The sequence below is a fragment of the Halostagnicola sp. A-GB9-2 genome (assembly GCF_030068615.1).
In the GTDB taxonomy this organism is placed as follows: Archaea; Halobacteriota; Halobacteria; order Halobacteriales; family Natrialbaceae; genus Halostagnicola.
The window spans coordinates 104661-130149 of record NZ_JASJOC010000002.1 but is presented as its reverse complement, the minus strand read 5'-3'; the positions used below and the strand labels follow the sequence as shown (position 1 = coordinate 130149).

23 protein-coding genes and 1 pseudogene are annotated in these 25489 nt (G+C 60.4%); 8 read left to right on the top strand and 16 right to left on the bottom strand.

The genetic code is table 11. The features are described 5' to 3' along the window. Window positions 1–162 precede the first annotated feature (162 nt). Together QNM96_RS06075 and QNM96_RS06070 are read right to left on the bottom strand one after the other, a co-directional pair. Window positions 163–1125: an EamA family transporter gene (locus tag QNM96_RS06075; RefSeq protein ID WP_283835128.1), complete on the bottom strand. Its 963-nt coding sequence runs from the start codon at window positions 1123–1125 to the stop codon at window positions 163–165. A 178-nt stretch (window positions 1126–1303) separates the two neighbouring features. Continuing rightward, window positions 1304–3238, bottom strand: a complete 1935-nt coding sequence (locus QNM96_RS06070; RefSeq protein WP_283835127.1) for a beta-CASP ribonuclease aCPSF1 — start codon at window positions 3236–3238, stop codon at window positions 1304–1306. Between the two features lie 322 nt (window positions 3239–3560). Between QNM96_RS06070 and QNM96_RS06065 the strand changes: the two genes are divergently transcribed. Next, window positions 3561–4049, top strand: a complete 489-nt coding sequence (locus tag QNM96_RS06065) for a hypothetical protein (RefSeq protein WP_283835126.1) — start codon at window positions 3561–3563, stop codon at window positions 4047–4049. 153 nt (window positions 4050–4202) lie between these two features. On the opposite strand, the gene QNM96_RS06060 is transcribed toward QNM96_RS06065, so the two are convergent. Beyond that, window positions 4203–4769, bottom strand: coding sequence for a hypothetical protein (locus tag QNM96_RS06060; RefSeq protein WP_283835125.1), 567 nt, complete (start codon window positions 4767–4769; stop codon window positions 4203–4205). 161 nt (window positions 4770–4930) lie between these two features. On the opposite strand from QNM96_RS06060, the gene nucS reads away from it, so the two are divergent. After that, window positions 4931–5647, top strand: a complete 717-nt coding sequence (nucS, locus tag QNM96_RS06055) for an endonuclease NucS (protein WP_283835645.1) — start codon at window positions 4931–4933, stop codon at window positions 5645–5647. 387 nt (window positions 5648–6034) lie between these two features. Here the strand turns inward: nucS and QNM96_RS06050 are convergent, their stop codons facing one another. Further along, complete coding sequence (locus QNM96_RS06050; RefSeq protein WP_283835124.1) at window positions 6035–6403, bottom strand: 4a-hydroxytetrahydrobiopterin dehydratase; 369 nt, start codon at window positions 6401–6403, stop codon at window positions 6035–6037. 130 nt (window positions 6404–6533) lie between these two features. Between QNM96_RS06050 and QNM96_RS06045 the strand changes: the two genes are divergently transcribed. Continuing rightward, a complete protein-coding gene (locus tag QNM96_RS06045; RefSeq protein WP_283835123.1) occupies window positions 6534–8492 on the top strand; it encodes an ATP-binding protein in 1959 nt (652 codons plus the stop codon). A 1-nt stretch (window position 8493) separates the two neighbouring features. Here the strand turns inward: QNM96_RS06045 and mutS are convergent, their stop codons facing one another. The 9 genes and pseudogenes from mutS to QNM96_RS06000 form a co-directional block, all read right to left on the bottom strand. Continuing rightward, entirely contained in the window at window positions 8494–11301 is a 2808-nt protein-coding gene (mutS, locus tag QNM96_RS06040; RefSeq protein ID WP_283835122.1) for a DNA mismatch repair protein MutS, read from the bottom strand. A 334-nt stretch (window positions 11302–11635) separates the two neighbouring features. Next, window positions 11636–12034: a hypothetical protein gene (locus QNM96_RS06035; RefSeq protein ID WP_283835121.1), complete on the bottom strand. Its 399-nt coding sequence runs from the start codon at window positions 12032–12034 to the stop codon at window positions 11636–11638. A gap of 88 nt (window positions 12035–12122) precedes the next feature. After that, complete coding sequence (locus QNM96_RS06030; protein ID WP_283835120.1) at window positions 12123–12317, bottom strand: hypothetical protein; 195 nt, start codon at window positions 12315–12317, stop codon at window positions 12123–12125. 122 nt (window positions 12318–12439) lie between these two features. Beyond that, complete coding sequence (locus QNM96_RS06025; protein ID WP_283835119.1) at window positions 12440–13945, bottom strand: DNA polymerase IV; 1506 nt, start codon at window positions 13943–13945, stop codon at window positions 12440–12442. Window positions 13946–14015: 70 nt separating this feature from the next. Further along, complete coding sequence (locus QNM96_RS06020; protein ID WP_283835118.1) at window positions 14016–14297, bottom strand: hypothetical protein; 282 nt, start codon at window positions 14295–14297, stop codon at window positions 14016–14018. A 121-nt stretch (window positions 14298–14418) separates the two neighbouring features. Further along, a pseudogene (locus QNM96_RS22920) lies at window positions 14419–14616 on the bottom strand (hypothetical protein); the annotation flags it as partial. 169 nt (window positions 14617–14785) lie between these two features. Beyond that, window positions 14786–15556 carry a methyltransferase domain-containing protein gene (locus QNM96_RS06010; RefSeq protein ID WP_283835116.1) on the bottom strand — a complete coding sequence of 257 codons (771 nt, stop codon included), beginning with the start codon at window positions 15554–15556 and terminating at the stop codon, window positions 14786–14788. Window positions 15557–15568: 12 nt separating this feature from the next. Next, window positions 15569–16174, bottom strand: coding sequence for an OsmC family protein (locus tag QNM96_RS06005; RefSeq protein ID WP_283835115.1), 606 nt, complete (start codon window positions 16172–16174; stop codon window positions 15569–15571). A gap of 194 nt (window positions 16175–16368) precedes the next feature. After that, window positions 16369–17193 carry a MarR family transcriptional regulator gene (locus QNM96_RS06000; protein WP_283835114.1) on the bottom strand — a complete coding sequence of 275 codons (825 nt, stop codon included), beginning with the start codon at window positions 17191–17193 and terminating at the stop codon, window positions 16369–16371. Window positions 17194–17563: 370 nt separating this feature from the next. On the opposite strand from QNM96_RS06000, the gene QNM96_RS05995 reads away from it, so the two are divergent. Next, on the top strand, window positions 17564–18169 hold the full coding sequence (locus QNM96_RS05995; RefSeq protein ID WP_283835113.1) for a DUF1326 domain-containing protein: 606 nt from the start codon (window positions 17564–17566) through the stop codon (window positions 18167–18169). Window positions 18170–18194: 25 nt separating this feature from the next. Beyond that, window positions 18195–18986 carry a DUF2182 domain-containing protein gene (locus tag QNM96_RS05990; protein ID WP_283835112.1) on the top strand — a complete coding sequence of 264 codons (792 nt, stop codon included), beginning with the start codon at window positions 18195–18197 and terminating at the stop codon, window positions 18984–18986. 168 nt (window positions 18987–19154) lie between these two features. On the opposite strand, the gene QNM96_RS05985 is transcribed toward QNM96_RS05990, so the two are convergent. The 3 genes from QNM96_RS05985 to QNM96_RS05975 form a co-directional block, all read right to left on the bottom strand. Next, complete coding sequence (locus tag QNM96_RS05985) at window positions 19155–20639, bottom strand: RtcB family protein (RefSeq protein WP_283835111.1); 1485 nt, start codon at window positions 20637–20639, stop codon at window positions 19155–19157. A gap of 94 nt (window positions 20640–20733) precedes the next feature. Continuing rightward, window positions 20734–21831 (bottom strand): DoxX family protein, encoded by a 1098-nt coding sequence (locus QNM96_RS05980; RefSeq protein ID WP_283835110.1) that lies wholly within the window; start codon window positions 21829–21831, stop codon window positions 20734–20736. A gap of 88 nt (window positions 21832–21919) precedes the next feature. Further along, window positions 21920–22375, bottom strand: a complete 456-nt coding sequence (locus QNM96_RS05975; protein ID WP_283835109.1) for an archease — start codon at window positions 22373–22375, stop codon at window positions 21920–21922. 198 nt (window positions 22376–22573) lie between these two features. Between QNM96_RS05975 and QNM96_RS05970 the strand changes: the two genes are divergently transcribed. The 3 genes from QNM96_RS05970 to QNM96_RS05960 all read left to right on the top strand — a co-directional run bounded on the left by QNM96_RS05970 (window position 22574) and on the right by QNM96_RS05960 (window position 25427). Continuing rightward, a complete protein-coding gene (locus QNM96_RS05970) occupies window positions 22574–23050 on the top strand; it encodes an N-acetyltransferase (protein WP_283835108.1) in 477 nt (158 codons plus the stop codon). 242 nt (window positions 23051–23292) lie between these two features. Continuing rightward, on the top strand, window positions 23293–24468 hold the full coding sequence (gene priS, locus QNM96_RS05965) for a DNA primase small subunit PriS (RefSeq protein WP_283835107.1): 1176 nt from the start codon (window positions 23293–23295) through the stop codon (window positions 24466–24468). Beyond that, window positions 24465–25427: a hypothetical protein gene (locus tag QNM96_RS05960; RefSeq protein ID WP_283835106.1), complete on the top strand. Its 963-nt coding sequence runs from the start codon at window positions 24465–24467 to the stop codon at window positions 25425–25427. Before priS ends, QNM96_RS05960 begins: the two co-directional genes overlap by 4 nt. Window positions 25428–25489: the final 62 nt, after the last annotated feature.

The window sequence follows — 25489 nt, the reverse complement described above, 5'->3', positions numbered from 1 at the left end:
ACAGCAACGGCCAATGGTAATGTCGGCTACAGTCAATTTTACTGACAGTAACAGTCTATATAACGATAGTAACAGTCGAGGTATCCGTAGAAGAATTACCAACGGAGGCCGGAATCGGGAGCAGTCGTCAATCAAACTGGCACCACCCGTCGGTGACGGGAGCTATCCGGACCCGAACTGAATCAACACACAACCCACGAGTATCACCACTGACGCCGTCCCTTTCTGGAACAGCGTAAACGGGTCGAACTGCTCGGTGAGCAACTGTGGCGTCAGCTTGCTCAGCGATAGCGATCCGATGAAGACGAGCATCACATCGAGTTTGGTGATCGCCGTCGCGAGCGAGACCGGTCCGGTCTCGAGCGCCCGAACGAATGTCAACAGCGCAACGGCGTTGAGCAGGCCGCCGACGACCAGCAGGGTGGTCCCCCTCGAGAGCCGCCAGGATAGCACGTCGCTCGAGTCCACGGCAGGCCGAAACCGCGCTCCCTCGCGAAACGGCGCAATCGCGGTGACCGACGCCAGGCCGCCGACGCTGATCCAGAAGAGGATCTCGAGCGTCCCGAACTCGGTCGTGAGGACTTTTATTCCCGTGTTGAGGACGGCGAAGGCGGCCGCGGCGGCCACCGCGACGCCGATTGTCGACGGGCCCACGGTTCCCCGAAGTGATCCGCCGCCGTGCTCGTAGGAAATAAACAACGCGCCGAAAACCACGAGCAGGACGCCCCCGTAGACGCCCGCCGGAAACGACTCCTCGAGGAGCAAGAAGCCGAGTGCGAGCACGAAGATCGTTTCGATAGCTAATGCCGGAACGAACCGCGAGACGTCGCCGCTGACGAGCCCCAAGTAGTAGATCCCGTATCCGACCGTCGAGACGACGCCGAACGCGAGCGCCGTGAGCACCGCAGAAACCGGCGTCGGGTCGGTCACAGCGATACCCGAAATCGTCGTCGGCTCGAGTGCCAACCCGGCGACGACGTAGACGGCGTAGAACGGGACACAGGAGTAGATCGTCAACGTGATCGGGTCGTCGATCTCTGTTCCGCTAACGACTTTTGCCAGCAGCGCGATCCCGGCGTAGACGACCGCAGTCAATAGCGCGTAGACGAACCAGATCGGTATCACTCAGCAAACAGCCTCCGGCCATTCACAATAGATCACGGATATGATATTACCTCGATGCGGAAAACTCGCTTGGATTCAATTCGGGGTTACGACTCGGAGGTGAGTGGAGTCGGTTGCGGCATGAATCTGAACCGGGTCGAAAACAACTGCAGGCAGCGCCGAAACTGTGACTCTATACCTAGAGGAAGCGGAACGTCTCGAGGTTCTTCGGCGCGAACGTGCGCATATTGTAATCGTGATAGAGCGCGGAGGACAGATCCTGCGTCGAGCGTTCGTCACCGTGGACACAAAGGACCTTCTCCGGGCGCGGGTTCATCGTATCGACGAAGTTCATCAGGCCTTCGCGGTCGGCGTGACCGGAGAAGCCGTCGACGGTTTCGACTTCCATGTTGAGCGAGAGCGTGCCGCGACTGTTTCCGTCGCCCATCGCACCGACTTCGCTGGTTGGAATCTCGTCCCAGCCGTTCTGGATGCGTCGACCGAGCGTACCCTGCGCCTGGTAGCCGACGAAGACGAGCGACGAATCTGGATCCGGGCCGAGGTGGCTCAGCCAGGACATGATCGGGCCGCCGGTGACCATCCCGGACGTCGAGAGGATAATACAGGGGTCGCCGTCCGCGACGTCCTGACGTTCCTCTTCGCCGCCGTCGATGTGGTTGAACTCCTCGGCGAGGAACGGATTCTCGTCGTCGTGGAAGATCCGGTCTCGGAGATCGTCGCGGAGGTATTCGGGATAGGTCGTGTGGATCGCCGTCGCCTCCCAGATCATCCCGTCAAGGTGAACCGGCATGCGCGGGATATCCCCCTCGCGCATCGCCTTTTCCAGAACGAGCATGATCTCTTGAGAACGACCGACAGCGAACGCCGGGATAAGGATCTTCCCGTCGCGATCCACCGCCTCGTTGATGACTTCCTTGAGTCTCTCCTCGGAGTCGCGCTGGTCGGTCTGGTAATCGTTCCGACCCCCATAGGTCGACTCGAGAACTAGCGTCTCGACCCGCGGGAAGTCGTTGGTCGCGCCGTTGAACAGGCGCGTGTCGTCGTAGTGAATGTCGCCCGAAAACGCGACATTGTAGAGGCCGTCGCCGATGTGGAAATGGGAAACGGCCGAACCGAGAATGTGGCCCGCGTTGTGGAACGTGAGTTTGACGTCCGGCGCGATGTCGGTGACATCGCCATACTCGAGCGGAATGCAGTGTTTGATCGCCTCGCGAACCATCTCGGATTCGTACGGCGGCGTCCGGCCTTCCTTCGCGGCGACGTCGAGATAGTCGAGCGTGAGCAGTCCCATCAGGTCACGGGTTGGCTCGGTACAGTAAATCGGGCCGTCGTAGCCGTACTTGAACAGGAGTGGGATCAGCGCGGAGTGGTCGAGGTGGGCGTGGGTCAGCACGACCGCATCGATCGTCTGCGGGCCGGCTCCGAGGGCTTCGGGCGCGTGGAGGTACGGCACTTCGCCTTCGGCACCGGGTTTGTCACCGCAGTCGATCAGGATGCGCGTCTCGGGCGTCGAGAGGATGAAGGACGCTCGTCCGACCTCGCGACAGCATCCGAGCGTAGTGATCCGGACATACTCGTCGTCGGACATCTCCTCGCGGTGGATCTGTCTGCCGACGCGTTCGAGAACGTCCCGGCGCTCGTCGCGTTCTTGCTTGAGGAAGTTCCGAACGTTCGAGACCGTCGAGGACTCGATCGGCGGCGTGCGCACGACCTCCGGGGTCCAGCCGACGTTTTTCGTGATGTCACGAAGCGTCGAGCCATGGCGACCGATCACCATGCCGGGTTTCTGGGCTTCGATAACGACCTCGCCCGTGTCCGCGTGGAAATCGAGGTCGGTAACCCCCGCTTCTTCGGGGATGACGCTCATGATCTCCTCGCGAGCCTCTTCGGGTCTCGAGAGGACGCTCGGATCGGGCCGAACGGTGATGCGTTTTCGAAGTTTACTCGCGAGTTGTCGAATGAGGTCGCCTTTCTGAGCGAACTTCTTCGGGTCGCGCGTATAGACTACCAGTTCGGGGCCTTCGTATTTCACCGAGGAGACCGAGATATCTGCCGGTAACTCGCTCGTGATCTGTTCTTCCAAATCGTCGAGTTGCTGCTCTACAGTGCTCATAATCGCCGAATGTGGATTGCGTGAACGGCCGACGGAAAGCGGGGAGCCAGGGCGGTGTGCGAACCCGAGAACGTCGCGTTCGTACCGAATCCGTCGATGATATCGAAGTACCGCCCCAAACGGGGGCTGTTATCCGTAGCATCTCACGAAGTCGATAGATATCTCGGGTACAGCGTCCGTCTTCGTACTGGAGTACGCTCCCAGATCGGTTATCCTGGTCCGTGCGGGAAGATTCCAGGGAGAACCCGCTTACCCGAGGCTATTCCGTGCGCAGTATAAAAGCCTTCGCAAAGATGAGGGCGATTCGCCACGAATCGACGGTATGCGACTCACACCGAACCGCGTCGCCGACGAAAGAGACTGGGTAGCAGGACAGGCAGAGACTGTCGTGCCGACAATTAACGACGTTCGAGACGATCTCGGGGAACTCTTCGAGACCGAGGTCGATCACGTCACCGAGACACAGTATCAAACGGAAGTTGACGCGGTTTTCGCCGACGGCGATCTCGCCGTAAACGTCGCCGCGCTGGTCGCCATCCTACGCGACCTCGACGTGGAGGGCGATTACCCTGGCTTCGTCGTCGATGAACTGCTCGGGCGCGAACTGGCGGCGACGATTTCGGGCACCCAGCCCCTCCGCACGCTCGGCGAAGCCACGTTTCACTACGCAGACGTCCACGTCCACGGCTCGAGCGACGAAAACGCGGGCGTCGACGATCTCGAGGCGGCGCTAACTGCGGGGTTTCAGGAACGAATTCCGGGCTGGGAGTGGACCGAACGCGACAGTCCGTTCGCCGTCGACTCCGCGTGAGAGAAGAATCGTGATGGTCGTCAGGAACTGAGACGGGAGGCCGTCCTCGTGCTGGGGAGTAGTCACAGTCGACTCGAGGGGAGTCGTTCGAACGACCGCCTTTACACGAAGTACAGGAGAAATCCCACGACTGTAGTCGTGTGGGTGAATCCGTCACTCGTCGCTTTCGTCGCCGTCCTCAGGTTCGTCGTCCCCGCTGTCTTCATCGTCTCCGTCCGATTCGCCATCCCCGTCGTCTTCACTGTCCTCGTCTCCATCGTCGTCTTCACCGCCCTCGAGATCTTCCTCGGTCGGCGGCTCCTGTTGCCCGCCCTGATTCTGTGCTAAGAGGATCTCGTACGCACCGCCGTCGTACAACGTAAAGACGTTCCCGTTCACGAGGCCGTCGAGAATCGCTTCGGGCGCGCCGTCGATCAGAAAGAGACCGATATCTTCTGATGACTCTTCGACGGTTATCGTGGAGTCGTCGACTCGAGATTCGAACCCTTCGACGGCTTCTTCGAAGAGTTCGCGTTCTTGCTGGATGAGCTCTTCCTGGCTCATCTCTTCGTCTATCGCGGCCTCGAACTCCTCTTGAGACGGCTGGACGATCGCCGTAACGTATCCGTCGCCCTCCTCGTCGCTTCCGATCGAAAACGCGCCAGAACAACCGGCGGTGGACGCCGTAAGACCCGTTCCAGTGAGTTGGAGAAACCGACGACGGTTCTGATCGGCTGGCATAAGTACTAGCTCGCGGGTCCAAATCCGTATAAGCGTTCTCCATCGACGAAACACATATCGGCCTGATCCGCACTCTCGTTCGAGCCACACTCGTGTCGAGTTGTTTTTGTCCGATTGGACGCTATCTGAGTACAGTGACCGCCTCCGATCACACAGTCCCGATGACGCTCGAGCAGCCCGCTTTCGAAACCGCGTGCGAGACGATCTCGGACGGGGTCGCTCGAGACGCTCTCGTGACTATCTTCGGTCGGTGTACCGTCGAGTACGACGGCCGAGCCTCGAGCCGACTCGACGCCGGGGATCGACACGTCATGTGCAAACCCGACGGAACGATGCTGGTCCACACCGACGAAGGCCAGCAGCCGGTCAACTGGCAGCCGCCGGGCTGTACGCACGAGGTGTTCTGCGAGAGCGAGGAGCTACGGCTCGAGAGTTACCGATCGACGCCCGAAGAGCGGCTTCTGGTCGCGTTCGAGAGCGTGCTTCAGGTGTCGGTATTCCTCGTCTCCGACTCGAGCGAACTCACGCTCGTCGGCACCGAGGAGGACCTCCGAGAGCGAATCCTCGAGGATCCGGGCCTGCTCGAGCCCGGCTTTCGACCGCTGGCGACCGAGCGCGACACCCCCGCGGGTGCGATCGACATCTACGGCGAGGACTCGGTCGGGCGCGCGGTCGTCGTGGAACTCAAACGACGCAGGGTCGGCCCCGACGCCGTGAGCCAGTTGCGACGCTACGTCGACGCGCTCGAGCGTGATTTACATGCCGACGCCTCGATCCGGGGGGTTCTGGTCGCTCCGTCGGTGACCGATCGAGCCGAGGGGTTGCTCGCCGAACACGGACTCGAGTTCGTTTCGCTCGAGCCGACTAGTACTGCGTGACGTTCTACCAGTACAATCCTCGACCGATGTACCGAATCGTCGGGGTCTCGAGAAGTATACCACGTCTCGCCGGCAACACGGATTTCCACACCCTCCCCGACCGATTCGTTCAGTCGCTTCGTTCCTTCCCCCATCCACTGGAAGACGCTTCGCGACTTCCAAGCCAGTCGGTCACGAGGTGACCGAAGACCTCGCACAATGTTGAATCGCGGTCGCCAGCGGCTCACGGATCGCTTCGCTCCCGCTCGCATAGCTCACCGCGATACGGCGCGCGCCACTGCATGTTGTTTGTTCGAACGGTGCAATGATTTCTACGTGGTCCCTCTCAGTTCCAAAATACAAACAGAAGAATTGGGCGACTGAATCGAACGGAACGCAGCTGCGAAATTACTCGTCGTCGGAGTCGTCGGTCGGCGCGTACTCCTCGTGGATCCGATCCATCCGCGCGGCCATCACGAAGTCGGTCTTGTGAAGGCCGTCGATCTTGTGCGTCCACATCTCGACGACCACTTCGCCCCACGAGAGTTCGATATCTGGATGGTGCCACTCCTCCTCGGCGAGTTCACCGATATCGTAGGTAAACTCGAGGGCGTCGCGAAAGTCTTCGAGTTCGTACGTTCCCTCAAGGTGGTGTTCGTCGACAACTGTCCAGACATCGGTGTCTATCCGACCGTACAGTTCCTCGATTCCCTCGCCGGTGAGTGGGTCGTCGTCGCTGGTACAGGCAACACACTCCTCTTCTGCGAGTTCGGGCATGCAAGGTCGTACGAACCGAAGGTGGAAAACTCGTTTGCACAGCTACTCTTCCATCAAACGGTAAGTGCAACCGAGTCGAGGATTCAGCAACAAAAGGGTTTACACGTCCCTCGCTGTTAGCTGTTTCAGAATGGGTTCGACTTCCGAAGCAGATGCTGAACTTCACGATCGAATTCACCAACAGGAAGTGGTTGTCGAACTCGGACAACAAGCCCTCGAGACCGACGAACTCGACCGACTATTACAGGACGCGACGGATGTCGTCGCCGAAACGCTCGACGCGGAGTACTGCAAGGTCCTCGAGTTGCGTCCGGGAGGAACCGAACTCCTGTTGCGCCACGGGGTCGGTTGGGAGGAGGGACTCGTCGGCACCGCGACGGTACCGACGGGAACCGGTTCGCAGGCCGGGTATACGCTTCGGACCGACGAACCGGTCGTCGTGGATGGCCTCTCTACCGACAAACGGTTTTCCGGACCCGACTTGCTCGTCAACCACGACGTCGTCAGCGGGATGAGCGTCGTCATCGGTTCATCCGACAACCCGTGGGGAGTGCTGGGAGTGTATACGACGGAGCGGCGAGCGTTCACCGAACACGATAGTAACTTCGTCCGAAACGTTTCGAACATTCTCGCCTCGACAATCGACAACAGGGAGACCGAACAACGACTCGAAACTGAAAAGCGGATCAGAGAGCAACTCGTCGAGACCAGTCCGGTGGGCATCGTCGTCGTCGGTGCTGATGGAACTCTTCAGTTCGCTAACGAGCGTGCGGAGGAAATCTACGGTCGGGGTCGAGAAGAACTCGAGGCGTACTCCCACGACGATTCTCGCTGGGATCTCGTCGATACGCACGGAAAGCCGCTCTCGAAGGACGAAACTCCCTTCGAGCAGGTACTGGCGACAGGAGAATCGATCTTCGATATGGAACTCGGGTTGCGCCAACCCGACGGGAAACGCGTCTGGATATCCGTCAACGGCTCGCCGTTGCGAATTGACGACGACGGAAGCGCCGTTTTCGCCTTTACCGACATCACCGAACAAAAGCGCCTCGAGACCGAGTTCACGGAAATGTTAGGGCGGGTATCCGACGCGTTCTACGCTCTCGACGACGAGTTCCGCTTCACTCACGTCAACGAACGCGCCGAAGAACTCCTCCAGCACTCGGAGGAGGAACTGCTCGGCGAGATCCTCTGGAACGTGTTCCCCTCCGCGGCCGAAATCGACGAGGTCTGGGACGCCTTCCAGACGGCGCGAGACGAGCAGGTGCCGACCAGTTACGAACTCTATTACGATACGCTCGAGTTCTGGGTCGAAGCGAATCTCTACCCGTCCGAGACCGGGATTTCGGTCTACTTCCGAGATATCAGTGACCGGGTCCGACGCGAACGGGCGCTCAAGCGGTCGAACGAACGCCTCGAGCAGTTCGCGTACTCCGCTTCTCACGACCTCCAGGAGCCGTTACGAATGGTCTCGAGTTACCTACAGTTGATCGAGCACCGGTACCGAGACGTACTCGACGAGGACGGCGAGGAGTTCCTCGAGTTCGCCATCGACGGGGCCGAACGGATGCGCGCGATGATACAAAGTTTACTCGAGTACTCGAGGATCGAAACCCGGGGCGAACCGCTCGAAGACGTCGATTTCGAACGCGTTACCGAGGACGTCCTCGACGATCTCCAGCTCCAGATCGAGGACAACGATGCCGAGATCAGCGTCGGCGAGTTACCTCGAGTCAAGGGCGATCCCGAACAGTTGCGCCAGCTCCTTCAGAACCTCCTGTCGAACGCGATTCAGTACAGCGGCGACGAGCCGCCGCGGGTTCGCATCTCCGCGGAACGGTCTGATTCGATGTGGACCATTTCCGTCGCGGACGAGGGGATCGGAATCGATCCCGACGAGACGAACCGTATCTTCGAGGTGTTCGAACGGTTGCACAGCCGCAAGGAACACGCGGGCACCGGAATCGGACTTGCACTCGCCCAACGCATTGTCGAGCGCCACGGCGGCGAAATATGGGCCGACTCCGAACCCGGTGAAGGGGCTACCTTCTCGTTTACGCTTCCCGCTGTCGAAGCGCCCGATCGGTAGGTTACTCCTCGAGGAGCCGTTTCAGTCGGTCCAGTTCGGTCAGCGCTTGCACGGGGGTAAGATGGGCGAGGTCGAGTTCTCGGAGTTCCGCCGCGAGTTCGTCGGAACCGTCCCCGTTCGCTGACTCGAGGGCCGGTGCCGCCTCGGACCGGGCGTTGGCCGAGTGTTCGCCGCCATCCGTGGTCGCCGTCGCGGCGGGTTCGGACGTTCCGGATCCAGCCTCGAGGTCCGGGGTCCCATCAACGCTGTCGGTTGCTCCGTCAGCGTCGGTGTCCTCGCCGGCCTCCGCTTTCGCAACGAGTTCCCTCGAGCGCTCGACCACGTCTTCGGGGACGCCCGCTGCGGTCGCGACCTCGACGCCGTAGGAGCCGTCGGCCGCGCCGGGGGCGATATCGTGGTGGAAGACGACCTCGTCGTCCTCCTGGCTCGTCTCGAAGTGGAGCGTGAACGCGGCCTCAAGGTCGTCGGCGAGTTCGGTCAGTGGGTGGTGGTGAGTCGCAAATAGCGTCGTCGCGCCGACCTCGTCGTGGAGGTGCTCGGTGATCGCCTGCGCGATGGCGAGTCCGTCGGCCGTCGAGGTGCCGCGGCCGACTTCGTCGAGCAGGACCAGCGAGCACTCGTCGGCCTCCTCGAGGATCGTCGCGAGTTCGTCCATCTCGACCATGAATGTCGAGCGCCCGCCAGCGATGTCGTCGCTCGCACCGACGCGGGTGAAGATCCGCTCGAGCGGCGTGAGCCGAACGGATCGCGCGGGGACGAAGCTCCCGACCTGCGCGAGCAAGGCGATCTGGGCGACCTGACGCATATACGTCGACTTGCCGGACATGTTCGGCCCCGTGATGATCCCGAGTCGTCGCTCGCTCGAGAAGCGAGCCTCGTTCGGGACGAACGACTCCTGTGTGCGCTCGACGACGGGGTGTCTCCCCCCTTCGATGTCGAGCACCTGATCGTCGCCTCGCTCGAGGAGTTCCGGCCGACAGTAGTCGTACTGGGCCGCGACGGTCGCGAGCGAGACGAGCGCATCGAGGGTTGCGACGGCCTCCGCGAGCCCCTGAACACGTTCAACCTCGTTCGCGATGTCCCGCCGGATCTCGCAGAACAGTTCGTACTCACGCTCGTCCGCGCGCTCTTCCGCGCCGACGATCTCGTCCTCCCGTTGCTTTAACTCCGGCGTGACGAACCGCTCAGAGTTCTTCAGCGTCTGTCGTCGCTGGTAGTTCTCCGGCACCGCCTCGAGGTTCGGGTTCGTAACCTCGATGTAGTAGCCGTGAACCGAGTTGTAACCGACCGACAGCGAATCGATCCCGGTCCGTTCGCGTTCGGATTCTTCGAGGTCGTCGATCCACTGCTTCCCGTCTCGAGCGGTATCCCGAAGCTGATCGAGGTCCTCGTCGTATCCTTCGGCGATGACCCCACCTTCGGTGATCTCGATCGGCGGATCGGCGACGATCCCGTTTTCGATCAGCTTTCGAACGTCGGCGAGCGGATCGAGGTTCTCCTGCAGTGTCTGTAGCCGATCACAGTCCGCCTCGGCGGCCTCGAGCCGGTCGCGGATTTCCGGGACCACTGCGAGTGTGTCCCGAAGCGAGCGCAGATCCCGCGCATTGGCCCGTTCGCGAGAGATCCGACCGATGAGTCGCTCGAGGTCGTAGACGTCCCGAAGCAGATCCTGTAGTTCCTCTCTGGTCTGGACCGCACCGGTCAGCTCCTCGACTGCGTCAAGGCGAGCCTCGATCTGGGCCGGCTCGAGCAGCGGTCGCCGAAGCCAATCTCGAAGTTTCCGCCCGCCGAGGGCGCTTGAGGTCTCGTCGAGGACGCCGAACAGCGTGGCTTCGTCCCTGCCGTAGACTGCTCTCGGTTCGAACAGCTCGAGGCTCCGGAGCGCGACGGCGTCGAGCAGGAGGTACTCCCGCGGATCGTACCGCGTGAGGTGGGTGAGGTACTCGAGGCGCGTCGTTGCGCTTCCGTTCTCGAGCATTCGCGTGGTCGCATCCTGACTCGCACCGTCGGTGGATCCCGTTTCTCCCGTATCGGCCGATTCGTCCTCTTCGACGCCGCCTCGAGCGTACTCCGCGTAGGCGAGCAGTGCTCCACAGGCCCGAACTTCGACGTCGCCGGCGAGCAACGAATCCGGATCGCCGAAATACTCCGAAAGCATCTCCGCGGCGCGTTCGCGTCCGAACGCCGATTCGTCGAAGGGAGTGACCATACACTCGTCCGGCGTGAGCGTCCCGTCGACCGCCGGGCCGACGATGGCTTCGGCGGGATCGAACCGGCTGATCTCGTCCGCGATGGCGTCGCTCGAGGTCGAACCCGTCGCGAGGAAATCCCCCGTCGAGACATCGAGGAGAGCGAGTCCGATGGCGTCCGCGTCTCGAGCGAGCGCGGCGACGAAGTTGTTGTCATCGCTCGCGAGCAGTTCGTCCTCGGTGAGCGTCCCGGGCGTGATAACCCGCGTGACGGCGCGTTCGACCACGCCGGGAGACTCCCCGGGCTCTTCGACCTGATCTGCGATCGCGACACGGTAGCCGGTCTCGAGTAGTTCGTCGATGTAGGAGGCCGCGTTGTCGACGGGAATCCCCGTCATTGGATACTCCCCCGTCGAGTCCTCGCGGCTCGTAAGCGTCAACTCGAGAAGGCGGGCGGTTCGCTCGGCGGCACCGCAGAACGTTTCGTAGAAATCGCCGACCTGAAAGAGCACGATGGCGTCGTCATAGCGCGCACAGAGGTCGTGATACTGGCCCATCATGGGCGTCAACTCCTCGCGCTGTTCGGCCATTTCCGGTGGCGGGCCACAGGCCGAGTTCATACCCAATACCGACCGCCGGACGCTGAAATAGCTTGCTGGATTCGATCGCACAGCACCTGCGTTATATCGGCCGCCACCTGGAGAATCGAGGACGACTACGAGCCGTCAGCGGACGATTCTTTTGTCGCGAACACGTAGTGAAGTACCCCGCGAACGGTGGCGCGGGGCATCCGTGTTTACTCCCGCACTGCTGAGGCAACGGAGTTTAATTCCTCTCGCGCTTGACTCGGAGAGTCTTGCCCCGACGTTCCGTGTCGGTGAACACCCGAAGCGAAACATGCTCCGTGAGAGTCGATCGCTCCACCACGACCCGATGCCGCCTGTCTCACCTTCTTTACTCGTGGAAGGGTTTCGAGAGACGGCACATTCTCATTTTGTTCGTCAAACCAACTTCACGGAACAAGCGGTAGCCTTCCCCGTGGTTCATCACCATCGGGTACGACTCATCAATGTATGGGTAGGGTCGCCCCCACCCGTCATCTTTGTTGTCGTGATACGTTTCGATTTCACTGAGTGCTTTGTCAACGATGAGTTGGCTGGTGTTTTTGACGTGATCGGCGTTATCAACAACTGTTGCCTTGATTCCGTCCCAATCCCATCCATGCCTATCGAGACGATTCGTTTCGTTGCGGATGCGACGGGCTTCGAGACAGCCGTTTTGCAGGTCATCGCCACTCCCCGTTTCAATGTCTAATCCGAACGACAGAGTGTGGGTGAGTTTAGATGACTGCACGATATTTCGGTATGGTTCGATTCTTGTTAAAAGTTCGTGTTGTGACGTGCTTCACCCACGGGCACGGTGGCCCGTGGTACTCGCGCTGCTATCTTTTATAGAAAAACGCGCTGACGCCGCCCCACCACAGCCCCCTCGAGAGGAAGTAGGACATCGTTCCGTCGGTCCCGGGCGGTGCTCCGAGGGTAAATCCGACTGCCGGAACAAGAACGAGCGCCCCGACCAGAATCGCGAGGGCCTTGAGCAGAGCCCCTCCCTGCGGAGTCCACGTTCGGGCGTTCATTACAAACGTATTTTACATCCAACAGCAAAGAGTTTGTGAAGAACGGTCATCGACCGACGTCGGACTCGCGACGAAAGCGCGCTCGCCGGGTCGCGGTTCGGTACCTTCTGTCGCCGACCCTGCTACCGCGAACCAAAATCGCTGAGCGACGACTGTCCCGCCGGCAGGCCGTCGGGTTCCGACGAAGACTCGAGAGCGTCAGCTGATTCGTCGGTTTCACCGTCCGCTTGCCACTCATCAGTAATCGCCGTCGGCTCGCTTGAGTGCTCGAGTCCAGATTCGTCGTCAGCTGCGTTATTGTTCTTCGGTTCCGCCGATTCGCTATCTGCGTTCATCGAATCGTCAGCCGGTTCCGTCGACCCGCCGCCCGCCACGTCATCCCATCCGTCCAGACTCGCCTGGTCGGCCCCCGTGAACTCGAGGTTCGCGACGCGAACGCCGAGCTTTCGAACCGGCTCGGTTTCGAACTCGGTGAACAGGTCCCGTGCGATCCGGTCGACGAGTTCCGGGTCGTCGACGGGTCCGGAAAGCGACCGCTCGCGCGTGTTCACGTCGAACGGCGGGAGAACCGCTTTCACTCCGACAGTTCGGTAGAGCGCACCCTCTCGAGTCGCCCGGTCCGCGACCGCGGCCGCGAGCGTCTCGATCAACTCGTACTTCGGCTCCGGCTCCTCGACCGCCTCGGCGAACGCCGACTCTCGAGAGAAGCTCTTCGGCTCACCTCGAGGTTCAACGCGCCTGTCGTCGTCGCCCCGAGCGCGTTCGTAGAGCTCCCGACCGCGCTCGCCGAAGCGCTCCTCGAGCGGGCCCGGGTCAGTTGCCGCGACCTCGCCGGCCGTCTCGAGGCCCATACTGCGAAGCTCGCGAGCCGTCACGGGACCGACGCCGTGGAGCAACTCGACCTCAAGTGGGGCCAAGAACGACTCAATCTCGCCGGGTCGAACGACGGTCAACCCGTCGGGCTTGTCGAAGTCGCTGGCGATCTTGGCGGCGCTCATCGTCGGCGCGACGCCAATGCTGACGGTGACGCCGACCTCGCGTTCGATGCGTCCCTTAACGTGACGGGCGAAGCCGTCGGCGACTTCCCAGGCGGTTCTGTCGGTCACGTCGAGGTAGGCTTCGTCGATGCTCACCTCGCGGACCACGTCGGCACAATCGTGGAGGATCTCCCGAACTTCCGAGGCGACGGACTCGTAGTAGTCCATGTCGACCTGCCGGTAGTAGCCGGTGTCTTCGACCTCGAGTTCCGCTGCCATGCTCGAGTCGGCATTGTCATTCGAAGTCGCCTCGCCATCCGAACCCGTATCGTCATCCGCATCCCCATCCGAATTCTCACCGACATTCGAATCGTCCTCGAGTGGAGCCCGCCGCGGAAGCTTCTCGAGCGCGGTCGAGATCGCCTGTGCGCTTTCGACACCGAACTCGCGAGCTTCGTAGCTCGCGGTCGCGACGGCACCGATGGTTTCGCCGGCTTCGTAGCCCATGCCGACGACGACGGGTTCGCCCTCGAGTTCGGGCTCTTTGAGTCGCTCGCAGGACGCGTAAAAACAGTCCGCGTCGACGTGCAGGACGATTCGATCCTCCTCGTCGACGGTTTCGACCCCCGGCAGCCGTGGCCCGTCGTTCATCCGTTATCAATCGGTTCGTCTGCGCGGTTGTGAACGTTCCGACCGGTCGACTGTCAACGGGTGACCGCTCTTAGCTCCGAACGTCCTCGATCTTGTCTTTGGCTTTCTCGAGCGTTGATTCGAACGTCTCCTCTATTTCTTCGACGGATCGTTCGACATAGTGAACCCGTCCGTGAGGGACCCGACGAACCATGTCGTTGCCGTCCTCGTCGGTTCCGTAGGCGAACAGCCAGTGGTCCTGAAAGTAGGCGATGCGGTCGTTGTCGACCGTGACGGATTCCTGGCCGTCTTCAGGCGTTTCGTAGACGATCGTCGCCGTTCCGACCTCGGTGGAACTGTGTTGATCCGGCATGGGTCGTGGTACGGCGGCCGGTCACGTAGTCGGCCGCCCAGCGACTGCAGCGTATGGAGATTCGTCTGTCGTCGGATCAGGAATTAGGTAGTTGGCACACCGGTCAAGCGTTTGCCTTGTCTCAGCTGCCACTCGATCTGGTAAGTGGGAGATCGACATCGATCTCGTCGTACCAGAGGACCGGTCGTTTCGACCGCCCCTCTCGTTCGAGTTGAATCAGTTAGTACTCAGCGGGTTCGTTGACGTTATCGAGGACCTCCGGCGGGTGTCGATCGACGGCGCGTACGAGTTCGCGGATACTCTCGGGTTGTTCGTCAACTTCGGGATCGTCCTCGTCACGGTCGTCATTTACATCGTTGTTCTCGTCATCGTGAGCGGTGGCAGCTCCGGACAGGCCGACCCACACCGAGGCCGCCAGCGCTGGCTTGCAATGCTGTTCGCCGCGATATCTCGTCGACCAAGCTGGTTTCGTCAGTCATGGTCTCTCATTAGTGTTTGCGGGCGTTGAGCGAGATGCTCTTGACACCGTATTTCTGGCAGGCGTTCGCCGCCTGATCCGAGACGAACTCGTACTGTGTATTCTCCTGGAGTTCCAGTACCTCAAATCCGGCAGTTTCGATCAATCCCGTGTAGTCATCGGCCTGTTCGGCGCCCCCGATACACGCCGCCCAGAGATCCGCATCGGTCTTGATGCTCTCTGGCAACTGTCGTTCGCTGATGATGTCGGACAAGGCCAACCGTCCGCCCGATTTGAGTACCCGGTGTACTTCTTCGAAGACACGCCTCTTCTCCGCAGAGAGGTTGATCACGCCGTTCGAAATCACTGCGTCGAACGACGCGTCCTCGAACGGGAGGTCCTCGATGTATCCCTCGCTGAAGGTAACGTTGTGGAAGCCGCTGTCCGCAGCGAGGTCGTTCGCTTTTTGAACTTGCTCGGGAGTCATGTCCACGCCCGTGACCGACCCGGTCTCGGTGACGTTCATCGCAGCGTAGAAGGCATCCATCCCCGACCCGCTACCGAGGTCAAGAACCTTCTCGCGCGGTTCGAGATCCGCCATGTCGAAGTAGTAGCCGACGCCTGCGAACGAATCGATCGCCTCGTCGGGAACGTAGGTAAGAATGTCCGGATCGTAGCCGAGCCGCTCGGTGAGGGTACGGCCCGTCTCGAAGTGAAACTCGGCGTCAGTAGACACCGCGACATCCTGGTACATCGACTTGACCTCGCGTTCGAGTTTCTCCGTGTCGAGTGAATCACTCATTGTTGCTCACCGTTAGTCGTCGCCCGCCACCTCCGCGGGCGTGTTGACGGTCATATCAACTTCTTGATCGAGCGAGACGAGCGTATAGACGGGCGCTCGGCGCGCCCACTCGTCGATCAGATCCTCGTCGAGGTCCGCACCATCGATTTCGATCTCGGCAGTCAGATTCTCGAAGACGGAGTCGGACTCTTTGAGTTCCTCGAGACTAAAGAGGACCGCTGGATCGAAGTCGGTCCGGACGTGCGTCCGAAGGTGGTCGATATCGACACCGTTCGCGGCGGCGTTGATGGTAATACCAACGTTGATACAGGCAGCGAGCGCAGACAGTGCGACTTCAATCGGTTCCATCCGGTCGGTCGCGCCGACCCATCCACCAGCGTCGAGGACTTCTTTCCACCCGCCGTACGGAAGGGTGTACTCGCGCGTTTCACGCGTGATCGTCTCGCCGCCGAGGTCGTAGCTGTCGATCTTCGCCAGGCTGTGTGCGGCCGTTCCCTCGTAGGTTGCGGACGCTCGGAGGCCGAACTGGACCTCCTCAGGATGGCCGGCTGCGTGTTCGGCAAACCCGTCGAGTGTTTCGAGATCGATGCCGTGTGCGATTTGCTGGTCGTCAGTCATGTTATGTTGCCTCCTGGCAAGAGACGCTACGAAGGCGAAGATAAAGTGGTTATTTTGTGGTGTTTCGGCAGTTCCTCGCGTTCCTGCAGACCCTGAAAACGGTTCACCAACTGCAATCTGGAGTTGGTCGTCACCGAACCGCTTCTCGTTCCATACTCCACGTCACGATCAGGTCAAAAGTTGGACTTGGAGCGTTATTCGACGAACTGCTGGGGTTCAATCGGCCGAGCATCGGATCGGTAGCGTTCGTAGACCGACAGCGCCCATTCGCGTACCGCCGGTACGTCGGTATCGATCACTGCCTGAACCCCCCCACTGTCCTGCTCGTAGCAGCTAATGGTGACGCGCTCGTCAAGCAGACCGATTCCATATGGCGATAATTCGTCGTGTTCGAGCACCGTGAAGTTGTCTTGTTGAAACAACTCGGAACTGCGCTCCGGATACGTCGAAATAAAGTACATGTGGCTGTTCGGTCGGTCGATCACCGTTACGTCTACACCGTTATCGATCTGTTGACAGAGAACGTCAAAACAGGGGTCCATCAAAGCAATATCTGGACGGAGATATCGTAACGTGGTCGTCTTTTTGAGAAGCGACTCGAATCGCTTTACCGGATCGTATGGGACATCGGGGTTGGCAACAGTTACAGTCAGTTCCGACCAGATCTCGATCGGGAACTCGCTGACCTCGTTCGGGAGCCAGTGCCAGACGTCACGCAACTTTCGCTCGGTTTCGACCCGGTCGAGCAGGTATTCCATTCCGGATGCGATCGCCTCTCCTAGCCGGGTTGCTACGTACTGGTAGCCGTCTTTGCGGATCCAGAGCCGTTCTTCGAACTCGTTCAACGTCCGCCGTACCGTGGACGAGGAAACACCAGTCACCTCGCAGAGTTCGGAGCGACTCCGTGGACGCTCTGTGAGCGCAACGAGTGTCGGGATTCGGTGTTCTGACCGGGCGAGATACGCGACGTCGCCGATCGGTGAGTCTGGAGTGCGGTGTCCCATGCTATCAAGGTTCATGTCTAGAGTACGCAAAGGAACACGAAAACTATTGGGGGCTCTTACACGACGATACTACGGTTGGTAGAAACAGTCCAAGAACTGGCCTAAGCGACGGTTTCGGAGTTTTTCGACTGTCATCGATTGCCTGTCCCAACCAACGCTCGCCAGCGTGTTGTAGCGAGCTAAAATGGACATTCGATTGGACGGGTCGATTGAACAGTACCTCCGGAAGGCTGAATTTCTCGCTTCAGTGATTGCGCGAACGTCAGCGACTGCCAGATCGTCGTTGGTTAACTACTTGCAATTATTTATTGAATTCTCACATCCGACCCTCAACGAGACTAATTCGCTTTGAAGAAGATTGTGACGGGGGTCGAGGAGCATACCAATGACACAAGACTGGAACCTCAAAGGCGACTTCATCGAGGCGTGCAACTGTTCGGTCCCGTGCCAGTGTCTGTGGTACGAACCAGCAGACGACGACAAATGTACGTTCGCCGGATTCTGGAATATCCAAGAAGGGGCGTACGGGGATGTGTCCCTAGACAGGCTCGGAGCAGGGATGCTCGTTTGGGAGGACGGCATCCTTCTCGACGGCGGGTGGCACGTCGTCCTCGTGATCGACGAGGCTGCTGATGAAGCGCAAGCGGAGGCACTCGAAACCATCTTCTCCGGCCAGGCAGGCGGGTTGTTTGAAGCCGCCGCGCCGCTGATCGACACCGTCGAAGATAGTGTTGTGGTGCCGATATCCTACTCAACGGGGGACGGCCACCTCTCGTTCAGTGCGGGCGATATCGTCTCGATCGAGACCGACAAAAGCGTCGGCTTCGGCGATAGCCAGGGGTCAGCATACCCCCACCCGTTCATTCAGCCGGACGAAACAGCGAACATTGGCAAGACGACCGAAGCGACCGTTGCCTTCGATGACGACTTTTCGTGGGACGTCGGAGGCAATAACTCGTACTTCGGTGAGTTCGAAATGGCGAATACCTGAGTTCTCCACATAATTCTTTCCAGGTATGACCACACGAAAGACCGAACAGCAGATCCTCACCATACGCCAACTTCCGCTTATCGCCATCGTCATGTACGTGCTCGCGCTCGGTGCATGGATTGCAATCCTCTGGCGATGGGTCCCAATGCCGGGAGGCAAGATGGACATGCGGATGTCTGACCCCGGCGTCCCCGAAGCGATGGCGATTGGACAGGGTCCTATCGGCGTCGTGCTCTATCTGCTCATGTGGGGGACGATGATGGTCGCCATGATGTATCCCTCGACGGTGCCGTTGTTCCGGCTGTACAACGGGACACTGCAGGATCTCTCCAGACCCGCAAAAGCCGCAAGGCTGAGCGCGTTGCTCGGGGTGTATACACTCGTCTGGACGCTCACCGGCCTCATTCCACTGGCAGTCAACGCGCTGGTCCCACTCGTATCGCTAGTAAGCAATCACGGGCCGCTCCTCATCGGAGGCGTACTCCTACTGCTCGGAGGATACCAACTATCGCCGTACAAATACCAGTGCCTCGATAAATGTCGATCACCGTTCGGGTTTCTGATGACCTACCATCGGTCCGGGATTCGCGGTGCCGCGAGTATGGGTTTGCGCTTTAGCCTCTTCTGTGTGGGGTGCTGTTGGGCATTGTTCGCGTTCATGGTCGTTGCCGGCTCGATGAACATCCTCTGGATGGCGATCATTGCGCTCGTGCTTTCGCTCGAACGAACGGTTTCGTGGGGCCCACAATTGGCTAAAGCAGTCGGCATCGTCGCTGGGGTTTCCGGGGTCCTTTTCATCGCGGTCATGATGGTGTAACGTACCGAGGATGATGAGAGTATGCGCGCTATACGTAACGCGCTGTAAGGGAAATCCCTAACAGTACGAGTGAAGACTATCCTGACATATCTGCAAAATAGGGGTTCAGTTCGATGAAACCGAACGATACAATTTCGGAGGAACGTTCAGACGAGTCTCGAGCCGAATCTATCCCTTGATGTTACACACCGGGAACGTCCGGGCGACCTTGTCCCCGATTCCCAACTCGTCGGAGACTTTGACGACCTCGTCGACATCCTTGTAGACGCCCGGCGCTTCCTCGGCGATGGTGGCTCCGGACTGGGCCTTCACGTAGATCTGCTCCTGGTCCTCGAGTTCCTGCTGTACGTCGCCGCCCCAGTAGTCGTTTTTCGCCTGCGTGCGGCTCATCAGGCGTCCCGCGCCGTGGGCCGTCGAACCGAAGGTGAGATCCATCGAGGCTTCGCCGCCACGAAGGACGTAGCTTCCCGCGCCCATGCTTCCGGGGATGATCACCGGCTGACCGACGTCGCGGTAGGCCGCAGGTACTTCCGGATGGCCCTTCGGGAACGCTCGAGTCGCCCCCTTGCGGTGGACGTAGAGTTCTCGTTCCTCCCGAACGTCGCTCCCGTCTCCTGCCGACCCGACGGTGTGGGTCTCCTTTTTCGCGATATTGTGGGCCACGTCGTAGAGCAGGTCCATCTCCATCTCCTCCCAGGAGCGCTCGAAGACGCGCTCGAAGACCTTCCGGGTGCGGTGCATGATCAGCTGACGGTTGACCCACGCGAAGTTGATCGCGGCGTTCATCGCGCCGTAGTAGTCCTCGGCGAGCTGGGATCCGGCGGGTGCCGCCGCCAGCTCTTTGTCCGGCAACTGCTCGAGCATTCCCTGATGTTGCTGTTCGATCTTTCGCAGGTAGTCGTTGCACGTCTGGTGGCCGAGCCCTCGAGAGCCACAGTGGATCAGGACGACGATCTGGTCTTCGGAGAGTCCGAACGCCTCGCCGACCTTGTCATCGAAGACATCGGTGACGCGCTGGACCTCGAGGAAATGGTTCCCAGATCCGAGCGAACCGATCTGATTCTTCCCGCGGTCTTTGGCCTTCTGGGAAACCTTCGACGGATCCGCTCCCTCGCGCATCCCCTCGTCCTCGCAGTGGAGCAGATCCTCCTCGACGGCGTGGCCGTTCTCGAGCGCCCAGTCGACGCCGCGAGCGAGAATTTCCTCGACGTCGTCGATTCCCGATTCAACGATGCCGCCGCCGCCGAGCCCCGACGGAACGTTCGCAAAGAGCGAGTCGACGAGTTCCTCCTCCCGGCCCTTGACCTCCTCGTAGGTCAGGTTCGTCCGCATCATGCGGACCCCGCAATTGATGTCGTAGCCGACGGCTCCCGGCGAAATACAGCCGTCTTCGGCGTCGAGCGCGCCGACGCCGCCGACCGGGAAGCCGTAGCCCTGATGGCCGTCGGGCATACAGATCGCGTAGTCGGTCATCCCCGGCAGGTGCGTCGCGTTCTGTAACTGCTCTAGGGTCTTGTCCTGGCTGATCTCCTCGAGGAGCGCTTCGCTCGCGAGGACCCGCGCGGGCGTTCTCATCTCTCCCTCTGGCTTTACTTCCCAGACGTACTCTCGAATCTGCTCGAGCGTAACGCCGTCCGCGTCGAACGTAGTCATACCCGAAAATCGGACGCCGACGGTGAAAGGTGTTCGTCTCTTTGGCCGCCGAATAGCACCTCTCGATCAGTTACGCAGTTCCCGATGCGACGCGCTACTGGTTCGCAACGGGAGCCGCCTCCTCGAGTTCCTCTTCGACCCGTTCGGTGCGATTGTCGAGCGCGTACGGACCGCTACCGGTGATAAGCAAGACCGAGGCCATCCCGAACAGAGCCACGTGGGCGAGGACGGGATCGTCCGGCAGCGCGAACAGCGTGAGCGTAAATATCCCGATCGCCGTCGCCGCACTGGCTCGGGTGAACAGCCCGAGAATAAGGGCGGTTCCGAGCGCGATCTCGGCGAGTCCGGCACCCAGAACCCAGAGCTCGGGCGCGACCGGGACGACCGCCGTGAGATCGTACTGATCGACGACCTCAAGAGCCAGTCCGGGCCGGAGGATCTTCTGTGTCGCACCGAGATAGATGAACGTCGTCCCGAGGCCGAATCGAACGACTGTCGGAAGATACCGTCTGTAGGGAGCCGTTCGGTCCTGAAACGAACGTGCGCTATCGTAGATCGGATCGAACCGCCTGTAGACGGTCCCCGGAGTGCCGGCAACTCGCTGGAGAACGTGATCGGCACTCGGCTTCCCGCTCCCGATCAACGCGATGGCGAGCAGGCCGCCGACGAACTCGAATTGTAAGAGAAGCGTCGGCCAGATTACCACCCCGACGAGATAGACCGCCAACGTTGCGAGCGCAACGACTCGAGTTGCGAACCCGAACAACAACAAAAAGCCGAGCCCGACCTGCAGAATCCGAAGCTCGACCTCGAGGGCGGGGCTAATGAAGTAGCCGCCGAAACCGGCACCGATCAATGGGATGCCAAAGGAGATCCGCAACAGCCATGGAACGTAGTCGACGTACTCGTCCATCGCGTGGCTGAACGCGCCAAGATCCCGCTGGAACGGCTGGATCCAGAGGTAGAGAGTTACGATGCCGAGAACGACGAGTCCCCCGGCCAGCAACGGGCCGACGACCATCGGATCGGTGAGCGCATCGGCGAGAAATTCGTCGACCGGAACGCCCTGCTCCCCGTCGACGACATACTCCTCGTGAGCACTGACCGAACCGACTGTCGCGCCGAACCAGCAGGCGGCAATTGTGAGCCAGACACCGATCCGGCTCGGTCGAACGTCGAATCTTCGAAACATACCTAGTGATATGAGGACGGCGGTAAAAACGACGTGGCTACGATCTACTTTTCGCGGCCGTCCAACCCGGTAACGGGGCACCTAACACTCAAACGTCGAACACGACGTACGCCTCCCAGCCGTCGTCGGTCTCCTCGAGGCGCATCTCCGAGTACGTGACCGCTTTGATCTCTCGTGCGGTGATTTCGGATAACGGAACGCCGCGTGCAGTGGCCTCGATCGAATAGGCTGTCTCGTCAGCCGAGTCGTCTTTGGTTCGCGATTCACCGAGTTCGGCAATTTCGAGTTTCTCGACCCGATTATCGACGGGAAGCTCGAGGCGAACGTCGCGGAGGTAAATCAGTTCATCGATGTAATCGAAAAGCAGCGCCTCGAGATTTTCCGCACTCACCGTGAGCGAGAACCGGTCTCCGCCAGTTTGGGGGATGTCCTCGGTCGAGGCCGCGGCGAGTCCGTCCGCGACTGCGCCGAAAACCGACTCGAGACTGTCCCCAGTTGCCCCAACCGCGATATCGGCAGTGTGTTCTCGGAGTTCGAAACCCATCGGTTCCCGGTTTATCGGCGAGGACCGTATGGCCGTCGGTTCCACGGCCCGGACACATTCGATTTAGCATGTCTGATTGCCCGGGTCGCCAACAGTTCGAAAATCGCCTTCTCAGCCGAATATATCAAAGTTATGATGATCCCTTCACGAGTTCGCATGCCGGTGGAATTATATTGACGAGACTGTTAGAAGACAGCAGTGAGCGTCAACATCGACAGTCGCGTCGTCACCTCGGGTAGTGACGATTATGTCGACGAAGCCTGGCAACTCAAAGAGGAGATCAACGACCGTGTTGGTGTTCTCAAACAGCGACATAGTTTCTTCACCGACGCTTATCGCCGCTCGACCGTTCACATCTATCTGCAAGACGAGGAACTGATCGGCTTTGCGGCCGTTCGACGGGACGGCTACATTCTCTTTCTGGCGGTCTCGCCCGACTATCAGGGCGAAGGGATCGGCAAGCGTCTCGTCGCACGCGTCGCAGAGGAATACGACACGATCACCTGTCACGCTCGAACGACCAACGAGGATGCGCTTCGATTCTACGAACACCTTGGCTTCGAGATCAACCGTCGGATCGACAACTACTACGAAGACGGCGGCGACGCCTATTACCTCAAACTCGGCTCGAGCAGCGGTATTACGGACAAGATTTCCGAACTGATGCGCCGGTAGCCGCGAACGGTCGCATGTCAGTTGTTTTCCACCGCTCGAGTCACACTCTTCGCTATAAACGCACCAGCTACAATCTTCTCGAGATTATCGCACAACCGTAACGTCACGAAATCGACACGCTACCGTCACCTGCATATAGTGCGTCTTTATATCATTCGCGGTGAGTCCTCCCGTTCGCTGTCTTTCGAGCGTTCGAGACTTTCGGGAAGATTATAGTCTCCCGTCTCAGATACCGTGGACGAATGGAGGAGCGAACGAGAGCGTATCTTCGAGGCCGGTTCCGTGATCACTACCGTCGGACGGAGATCACGCTCCCGCCCGAGGCTAACGAGCGCGAGTGGGGGTTCATCCCGTGGACCGAGGGGCCGGGAACGACGATGGTCAGACACCGATCGCTCCTCGAGCTCGGCGACATCGAGGAGTTTCTCGTCCGCAAACGGCCCCAACACGTCTACTTTTCTGCGGGACGCTATCGCGACCCCGGTGCGGGCTCGATGACCGAAAAGGAGTGGCGCTCGTCGGATCTGGTCTTCGATCTCGACGCCGATCACCTGCCGAGAGTTACCCTCGGCGAGGATTCGTACGCGGAGATGCTCAGCAAGTGTAAGGACGCCCTCCTTCGCTTGCTCGAGTTTCTCGAGGACGATTTCGCCTTCGAAAACATCGAGATCGTCTTCTCCGGCGGGCGGGGCTACCACGTCCACGTTCGCGACGAAAACGTCAAACACCTCGACCGGGAACACCGCCGCGAGATCGTCGACTACGTTCGCGGGATCGGTCTCGACTTCGAGGAGCTGATCGAAACTGAGACGGTCGCCGGACTCGGTCGAAAGACGCCGACTGAACGGCGAAACCTGCGAGTCGACGGCGGCTGGGGGTCCCGAATTCACGAGCACTTCATGGCCTTCATCGAGGATTTGCTCGAGATGGACGAAGAAGACGCGCTCGAGCGATTGCAGGAGTTCGACGGCATCGGCGAGGGAAAAGCCGAAGCGACGCTCTCGGCCGCCCGGAACAACCGCGAGGGCCTCGAGGCGGGCAACGTGACCGTTCACACTGCCATCGCGCAGTTGGCCGAACGGTTCGCGTCGACGGCGGTCGAACGCGACAACGCCCCGATCGACGAACCGGTGACGACCGACACGAATCGGCTCATCCGACTGCCGGGGAGCCTCCACGGCGGGAGCGCCTTGACGACACAGCGGATCGCTCCCGAGGACCTCGAGGCGTTCGATCCGATCGTCGACGCCGTTCCGGAGACGTTTACTAGCCACGAAGTGGCGATCAATGTCGACCGCGGCGGCGAGGTCGAACTTGGGGGCGATATCTTTACAGTCCAGGAGGGTGACCAGTCACTACCGGAGTACGTCGCCATGTTTCTCATGGCGCGTGGCCGCGCCGAAAAGGAAAAAGAATGAATCTCGACGAACTACGCTCGGTCCAGAGCAAGGAGCGCCAGAAGGATAGCCTCCAGAATCTGCGCCCCTCGTTCTATCAGGAAGTCGGCGAGTATATTGCAGACCTCGAGGACGAGCGCGATCGCGTCGCGGAAGCCACGGACGATCCGTTTGCCTCACCGGAAGTGAGCCAGCTCACCGACGAGATCGAGACCGCTAAAGACGTCGTCGAGGCGATCTACGAACGCCGAATGGGGAAACTCGTCAAGCAGGCGAGCCTCTCTGCGGCCGGCATGGCGGCGAACGACGAGGGACTCACGGCCGAGGAAGCCGATCTCTTTGACGACCTCATCGACCGCATCCAGTCGAACAAAAATCGAGTGCTCGACGTGCTTGAGGGCGTCGACGCCGAAGCGGGAACACAAGCCGAGACCGAAGCGCTCGAGGGCGAGGGCGAGCCGACGGCGTCAGAACGAACTGGCTCACCGACGGCATCGGCCGAAACCGGCGAGGAGGCGATCGGCGGGTCAGCTATCGAGCCCGAAGATCGGACCTCGCCCGCACCACCCGAGTCACAGCCGGAGAGTGCCAACGCGAACGAATCGGTATCCGACGCGTCGGATTCGTCCCCGGACTCGAGCACCGTCACTGCCGCGGACGTGATGGGTGGCGATCCGCCGGAACCAGCGGAGTCGTCCGGGACGGATCCGGCGGAGCCAGAGCCGGAAGCCCCGCCGAAGCCACCGGCTCCCGACGGTGACGAAGGGGCGGACTCGACTACGCCGTCGACCGGTACCGAAGGTGACACGAACGACGGGGCTTCACTCGAGCGCCTTACCGTCAAGATCACCGAGGATGTCGGTTCGATTCTGGGCGTCGACGACCGGGAGTATACGCTCGCGGCCGACGACGTCGTCACGCTGCCCGAACAGAACGCGACGCCGCTGGTCGAGCGCGAGGCCGCCGAACAACTCGAGTGAACGGTTATTGGGTGATTCGGTCGAATCACAATACATACAACGACGCTCTCGAAGACGCTTCT